The organism is Myroides sp. DF42-4-2, from assembly GCF_030326445.1.
GTDB lineage: Bacteria > Bacteroidota > Bacteroidia > Flavobacteriales > Flavobacteriaceae > Flavobacterium.
This window is the reverse complement of sequence record NZ_JACAKI010000004.1, coordinates 179,395-185,910: the sequence shown is the minus strand read 5'-3', so window position 1 is coordinate 185,910 and position 6,516 is coordinate 179,395. Positions and strand designations below refer to the sequence as shown.

7 protein-coding genes are annotated in these 6,516 nt (G+C 38.0%); 4 read left to right on the top strand and 3 right to left on the bottom strand.

From position 1 onward, the window contains the following. Nucleotides 1-232: 232 nt before the first annotated feature. Nucleotides 233-823, bottom strand: coding sequence for a Crp/Fnr family transcriptional regulator (locus HX062_RS05585; RefSeq protein WP_182626446.1), 591 nt, complete (start codon nucleotides 821-823; stop codon nucleotides 233-235). Nucleotides 824-1,044: 221 nt separating this feature from the next. Between HX062_RS05585 and HX062_RS05580 the strand changes: the two genes are divergently transcribed. Both HX062_RS05580 and HX062_RS05575 read left to right on the top strand, forming a co-directional pair. Then, nucleotides 1,045-1,722, top strand: coding sequence for a response regulator transcription factor (locus HX062_RS05580; RefSeq protein ID WP_286466740.1), 678 nt, complete (start codon nucleotides 1,045-1,047; stop codon nucleotides 1,720-1,722). Continuing rightward, nucleotides 1,715-3,040, top strand: coding sequence for a sensor histidine kinase (locus HX062_RS05575; RefSeq protein ID WP_286466739.1), 1,326 nt, complete (start codon nucleotides 1,715-1,717; stop codon nucleotides 3,038-3,040). Before HX062_RS05580 ends, HX062_RS05575 begins: the two co-directional genes overlap by 8 nt. A gap of 84 nt (nucleotides 3,041-3,124) precedes the next feature. Here HX062_RS05575 and HX062_RS05570 read toward each other — a convergent pair whose 3' ends face one another. Next, nucleotides 3,125-3,568 (bottom strand): hypothetical protein, encoded by a 444-nt coding sequence (locus HX062_RS05570; RefSeq protein ID WP_182626443.1) that lies wholly within the window; start codon nucleotides 3,566-3,568, stop codon nucleotides 3,125-3,127. Nucleotides 3,569-3,855: 287 nt separating this feature from the next. Between HX062_RS05570 and HX062_RS05565 the strand changes: the two genes are divergently transcribed. Both HX062_RS05565 and HX062_RS05560 read left to right on the top strand, forming a co-directional pair. After that, complete coding sequence (locus HX062_RS05565) at nucleotides 3,856-4,305, top strand: PepSY-like domain-containing protein (RefSeq protein WP_182626442.1); 450 nt, start codon at nucleotides 3,856-3,858, stop codon at nucleotides 4,303-4,305. Nucleotides 4,306-4,324: 19 nt separating this feature from the next. Beyond that, nucleotides 4,325-5,197 (top strand): PepSY-like domain-containing protein, encoded by an 873-nt coding sequence (locus HX062_RS05560; RefSeq protein ID WP_286466733.1) that lies wholly within the window; start codon nucleotides 4,325-4,327, stop codon nucleotides 5,195-5,197. A 193-nt stretch (nucleotides 5,198-5,390) separates the two neighbouring features. On the opposite strand, the gene HX062_RS05555 is transcribed toward HX062_RS05560, so the two are convergent. Further along, nucleotides 5,391-6,515, bottom strand: coding sequence for a helix-turn-helix domain-containing protein (locus HX062_RS05555; RefSeq protein ID WP_286466732.1), 1,125 nt, complete (start codon nucleotides 6,513-6,515; stop codon nucleotides 5,391-5,393). Between the last annotated feature and the right edge of the window lies 1 nt (nucleotide 6,516).

Here is a 6,516-nt window from a genome sequence, read left to right as displayed (position 1 = left end):
ATTTTTTTTGATTTGTTGAACGTTAACTTTCATAGGAAAATTGATTTTTTATGGTCAACCTATGTCAGGGACGTACATGGTGAGTGGTAAGTGGTAACAGTTTACGGTTTGCAAATCGAGCAAAGCACAAAGAGCAAAGAGCAAAGAGCAAAGAACAAAGCACAAAGAGCAAAGCACAAAGCACAAAGAGCAAAGAGCAAAGAGCAAAGAACAAACAACAAAAAAAGTCTACTTAAAAAAACAACTTTCCTCTCTCCAAGCGAATTAAGTGATTTGCTTCCATCTCTTTAATTGTGCGAATCACTGTTTCTACGCGAAGTCCTGTCATATCCGCTATTTGCTGGCGGGTCAAATCTACATAAAACTCCTCCGTAAGCTCTTTGTGCTGTGTTTTGATATAGTTTAACAAGGTGAGTATTCGCTTCTCCGAATCATTTGACGAAATATCAGGCGCCATAATAGACTTATAGTACAAACGGGAAGACAAGGCTTTTAATACGCTAAAACAACTTGATTTTTCACGCTCGAGTAAGGTGTAAAAATCGCGTTTATGAATGAGTATTATACTTGTTGGCTGCAAGGTAACAGCATTAGCAGGATAGTTCACCTCACAAAAAAGAGGAGGCTCTCCAAAGCTTTCTCCATCAGTAAACAACCCTTGAATAAACTCTTTACCGTCTTCGTTATAGTTATTCATTTTAACGCGTCCATGCATAATTTGAAAGTAATAGCGAGGTTCCTCTCCCTGGGTAAACACGGTTTCACTCTTGTCAAATTCTTTAATAAAACCGCAATAGCGCAATAAAATAGCAGGATCAATCATAGTAAGGTGTATTCGATGTATGCGACCTTAAATTTACGCTATTTTTCACTATGTTTATAGGATAATTCGGCTAAAACAACAGAAGTAAATAAGATCAAAACAGAGGTAAGTAGCAGCACATAAAGTAGTTTCAAATGCGGTTGTTTTTTTGTAAATTCGCTTAATCACGTATATACAAAAAACAGTGCTCCCTTTCGAGGCTAACCACTCATCCTACACCTATGAAGATTTTAGTAATTGAAGACGAAAAAGAACTGCGTGCGATTATGCGAGAATCGCTAGAAAAAGAACTTTATGTAGTTGAAGTTGCAGCAGACTATAAAAAGGCCATGGAAAAATTAATTGGTTACGACTACGATTGTATTTTACTGGACATTATGCTTCCCGATGGCAATGGCATGGATCTCTTGCGCGAAATTAAAAGAATGGAAAAAGAAGATTCTGTCATCATTATATCAGCCAAAGATTCCATTGACGACAAAGTAATGGGCTTGGAACTGGGAGCAGATGATTACCTAACCAAACCTTTTCACCTGTCTGAACTACTCGCTCGAATAAAATCTGTCCTCAGACGCAAGCACCAACAAGGGTTTCAAAGCGTGAAGTGGAATAATATCGAAATCTTTATTGACGAACGCACTGTCAAAGTAAACGACATCCCCATGGTGTTGAACAACAAAGAATTCGAGCTGTTGTATTACTTCGTAGTCAATGCCAATCGACTCGTTACCAAATCGTCTTTAGCCGAACATATATGGGGCGATAATATGGATGAGGCAGACAGCTATGACTTCGTTTATTCCCAAGTAAAAAACCTGCGCAAAAAACTGAAAAGCCATCAGGCGGCAGTCAACATTCAATCGGTCTACGGAATGGGCTATAAACTAGAAAATGAGTAAAATGAAGCTACACAATTATATGTTGGGCTACTTATCTGTTGGTATTATCTTTGTACTAACCGCCTGGGTATTGATTTTTTATGCCTTTATGATGGACGAAGTATACGACAATATTGACGATGGCTTAAAAAACAACAAAACCGAAATCATAAAAAAGGCATATACAGATCCTCAAGTAGAAAGCTTTATTTCCTTTGGAAGCAGTGGCTTTCGAATTACACCGTTAGCCCCAGGAAAATACTCCAAAAAAAATGTGTTCAGCACAGAAATGATCTACATGGATGCCGATGACAATGAGGAGCCTGTACGCACGTTGACCACCACTTTTGTCGATCAAAAAGGAGATAATTATCAACTGGAAATACGCACCTCTACAATCGAAGCTGATGATTTGTTGCGCGATTTTGGAGTGGCTGTATTGGTACTTTACGTTGTTTTATTACTCAGCATTTACCTCATTAATCACTTTATTCTGCGCCGTGCGGTTTGGAATCCTTTCTATCGCCTGCTAAACAACCTGAGAACCTATACCTTAGGAGAAAAGATAAGCACCGTCGAAACCCAAACGCCCATCAAAGAATTTACTGATCTACAACAAGAAATCAATAAAATGATCCTGCGCATTGAGCAAATGGTCGAACAGCAAAAAACCTTTGTTTCCAATGCAGCACACGAGTCCCAAACTCCTTTAGCCATTATCAGTAATAAACTCGAATTACTCGTAGAAGCCGAGGGATTAAATGAACGTCAAATCAATCAAATTGGCTCCATTCATCAAAGTTTATCGCGTCTGATTAAACTCAATAAATCTCTTTTAATGCTGGCGAAAATTGAAAACAAACAGTTTCAACCCCAACAAGAAATAGATCTCAACCAAATTGTAAGGGATATTGTCGAAGATTTTGAGGATTTCTTCTCTTACAAAAGTATAACCGTTAGCCTTCATGACTCGGGAGCTTCCTTTGCTATCTTGATGGACAAAGGGCTCGCCATCACCTTGGTCCAAAACCTGCTCAAAAACGCCTTGATGCACAATATCCCCCAAGGAAACATCAGCGTTGATCTTCAACATAATAGCTTTTCAATTGCCAATACTAGTGCACAATATACAGCACTCGATGAAACAGTAATCTACAACCGTTTCTTTAGAAGTACAACCAATGAAGAGTCTACGGGATTGGGCTTGTCTTTAGTGCAAACCATTATTAAAGTAACGGAATCACTACAGATGCAGTACAGCTTCGATAAACTACATCGCTTTACGGTTTATCGCGAGACTAAGACAAACCACGCAAGATCTAACAAGACAAAAAAATAAACACACCTCATAAAGTTTCCTTTATTGAAGTGTGTTTGACATAACATTACATAAAGTTGATCCTACGCTAAAATAAGATTGCGTTTACTTCGCATATTCTTTTTGTCCCTTGATGTATAGAGCTCCCTCTTTTCCATCATAGGTATAAGTTGCATCCGCGTAGATATGCCCTTCTTTTTTATCTAAGATCAATACCTCTTGTTCTTCCGTTGGAAGAAATACTTGCAATTTGGATTGATCGTCATTAAATACAACGAAAGCACTAAGTAGGGTACCTCCCTCCTCTTTTACCGGATTTAAACGAAGACCTTGTTCAAACAAACGCAGGCAAGTTTGATTCAGTTCACTCCAAGTTTCACCCGCAGCCGTCATACAGCCGTGTTCATCTTTTGATCCTCCTACATTCAGTGGTTGTGTTGACGTTTCCGCTTGTTGTTCTTCTCCCGTTGCGGCTTGCGCTTTTTTAGCCGTATTGTTACAACCTACAAAAGCAACAACACACAAGGATAACATCCATCTTTTTCTCATCTCTTTTCTCTTTTAATTTTTTCCGAAAAAAAACGAACTACAGTTCGTTGTACAACAAACCATTCAACTTCGTTTCCATTAGCATACAAGATACAAAATTTTATAAAAAAAATGCCATTTTTTCAAAAATGATTGCTGATAGAACAATACATACCTCCCATATTTAAAAAATATAACACAAAAAATGATAAGAAGATAAGGGCAAAAATGATTGTTTTTTTTGCTTATTCCCAATTCTTTCCAGATTCTATCCCTAGCTTTGTCCTATAAACAAAAAAGAAATAGCCATGAAAACATTTAAAACAGTAATTGCGGGAATCTTCACTGCCATCGTCATGTTGACTAGTCAATCGACATTAGCTAAAGACATTATCATTACAAAAAGTGAATTGCCGAAGAAGGCACTTGCTTTTATGGATACCCATTTCAATTCCAAAACGATTCAACTCGTTGAAAAGGATGTTGATTTTCTATCCGTATCGTATAAGGTAACCTTTACAGATCGAATTGAAATCGAATTTGACCAGTCTGGCGATTGGGAAGAAGTAGATGGAAACAAAAATCCGTTGCCGACTACTTTTTTATTAGAGCCTATAGTAACTTATATTAAAGCAAATTACCCAGAAGCACAAGTAGTAAAAGTGAGTAACGAAAGACGCATTTATGAAGTAGAACTCAACAATGGGCTAGAACTTGAATTTTCAAAATCAGGGCAATTCAAGCGTATTGACTACTAACAAAACAAATTAAAATACCATGAAAAAGAAATTAATTGCACTCGTTCTATTTGGAGCCTTAACCTTAGGAGTTACAGCTTGTAGTAGTGACGACAATACCTCGACAAAAGTTGAACATGTTACCCTAGATCAATTGCCTGGAAATACCAAAAAATTTATTGAGACTACATTTCCTAATGCGGTGATTGTACAGGCAACTAAAAAAAGCACCCCCAATTATTACGGGACGTTTTATCAGTTAACTTTAGACAATAATATCTCCATTGACTTTGATAAATCAGGCAATTGGACAGAAATTGAAACTAGAAATAACACGGCCCTTCCTGAAGCTTTTCTCGCTCAAGAAGTACCGTTAATCTTAGCGTATGTAAACGCAAATTATCCCGATAGTTTCCTAGTGGAACTAGACAAAAATGCAAGAGGTTTTGAAGCTACCCTAAACAGTGGTTTGGAATTGATTTTTAACGCCAAGCAAGAATTTGTAGGACTAGATTTAGATTTAGACCGAGACGAAGAATTGATCAATGAAGACCAATTGCCGAGCGCCGCTAAGCGCTTTCTAACCGAGCATTTCAGTCAAGCTAGCATTGTTTTAATCAAGAAGGAAGTAGGCAGACAAACGACCTACGACGTATACCTGAGCAACGGATTCAACATTGAATTTGACCAACAAGGAGCGTGGACTGAAATTGAGAGCAAGCAAGACAACGAAATTCCATCAGTATTACTACCTCCTGCCTTAATTACTTATGTTCAGCAGCACTATAGCGATTATAAGCTCGTGGGAGTGGAGAAAAACAGACAAGGTTTTGATGTTGAATTAAAAAAGGGAAGACAAGAAGTTGAACTTCTTTTTGACCAAGAGGGAAATTTTTTACGAATAGACCGATAAGCCACTGGAAATACTTAAAATCGGATTAAAATAGAGGGACTGTCTAAAATTAGACAGTCCCTCCTGTTTTAGGTATATGCTGTTTGTTTTAAATCCCACAGCTGGATCATGAAAAAAGTGCAGTGCTACTTGCACTTTTTAGGATTTATAGGATAATTAAATGGTGAAAACGCGCTGTTTTCACAAGTGATAACTAGCTCATAATTTCGGAGGGGGCAAAGCCAAACACCTCGACGAAAGCGCGGTAAAAAGAAAGTCGGGTATTAAACCCACAGAGCAAGCTCAACTCTTCAACGGTATAGTTTTCTTCATTGTCTTTGATCATGAGAATAGCGTATTCCACCCTCAAGCGGTTGATGTACTGTTTAAACGTCAAAGAGGACGATTCTTTAAAAAACTCTAGGAGTTCAGCTTTGGGAAACCCCAGGATAATAGTCAATTGTTCTAAGTTTAATACGGGATCCAAAAACAACCGACTTTCAATCAATTTAGCGGTCATCACTTGGCGAATTTCGTGCGTCCGGCATTCGATGGATTCTTTTTCCCCAACAGAAGTCCGATCCAACTGAAATACATCCGATCTTATCCCGTATTGCGTAGACCATATGGACATCTTCTCCTTATTGGGAATCGATACATCGAGAGCCATCGCACCGAATAAACTAGAGGCTTCGCGTTCCATTTGCCCCGTGATCCTAGAGCGGCTTAGACTAAATTTGGCGTAAACAAATTCTTTTAACTCATTTAAAAAGGCGATAAACAGCAAGGATAGTCCTGTAAAATAAAACAAGAAGTTAAGGTAGCTAAAAAGTGGAAACCGATAGAGATAAGCAATCATAAATGAAATCGAAACGCAAAATAGTGTGACGATATAAAAGGCAATGTATTGCTTTAATCCAGAGGATACCCTCCCCCCTATCAAACACCAATAGCCATAACAACCATAGACAAATGAAAGTACACTAATCAAGAGTATTACCTCATAACGAAGAAAAATCCAGGCGACCGAAGTTTCATCAAGGAGCAATTGAAACACATAAAAGAGCACTAAAAGCACGACTACAACACAGTGAACAAACTGTTTGATGCGTTTGATCTTTAACAAGTATACTAAGCCAGCACCCTGCAACAAAAACAAAAGGGCTAGAAAACTAGAACTCCTATCGCTATACCCATAATAATCAACCAGATACAACACTACATTTAAACCAAATATCGCACTGCAAAAGCGGAATACGTTCGCTCTCTGTTTATTAGTATCCCCATTTAACCAATAAAAGAAAGCATAAACAACATAACATACAAACAACCAAATCATA

Excerpts from the sequence above, each read along its gene's own strand:
- HX062_RS05565 (WP_182626442.1), top strand. The coding sequence starts at position 3,856 with ATGAAAACATTTAAAACAGTAATTGCGGGAATCTTCACTGCCATCGTC.
- HX062_RS05555 (WP_286466732.1), bottom strand. The coding sequence starts at position 6,515 with ATGATTTGGTTGTTTGTATGTTATGTTGTTTATGCTTTCTTTTATTGG.
- HX062_RS05580 (WP_286466740.1), top strand. The coding sequence starts at position 1,045 with ATGAAGATTTTAGTAATTGAAGACGAAAAAGAACTGCGTGCGATTATG.
- HX062_RS05570 (WP_182626443.1), bottom strand. The coding sequence starts at position 3,568 with ATGAGAAAAAGATGGATGTTATCCTTGTGTGTTGTTGCTTTTGTAGGT.
- HX062_RS05585 (WP_182626446.1), bottom strand. The coding sequence starts at position 823 with ATGATTGATCCTGCTATTTTATTGCGCTATTGCGGTTTTATTAAAGAA.
- HX062_RS05560 (WP_286466733.1), top strand. The coding sequence starts at position 4,325 with ATGAAAAAGAAATTAATTGCACTCGTTCTATTTGGAGCCTTAACCTTA.
- HX062_RS05575 (WP_286466739.1), top strand. The coding sequence starts at position 1,715 with ATGAGTAAAATGAAGCTACACAATTATATGTTGGGCTACTTATCTGTT.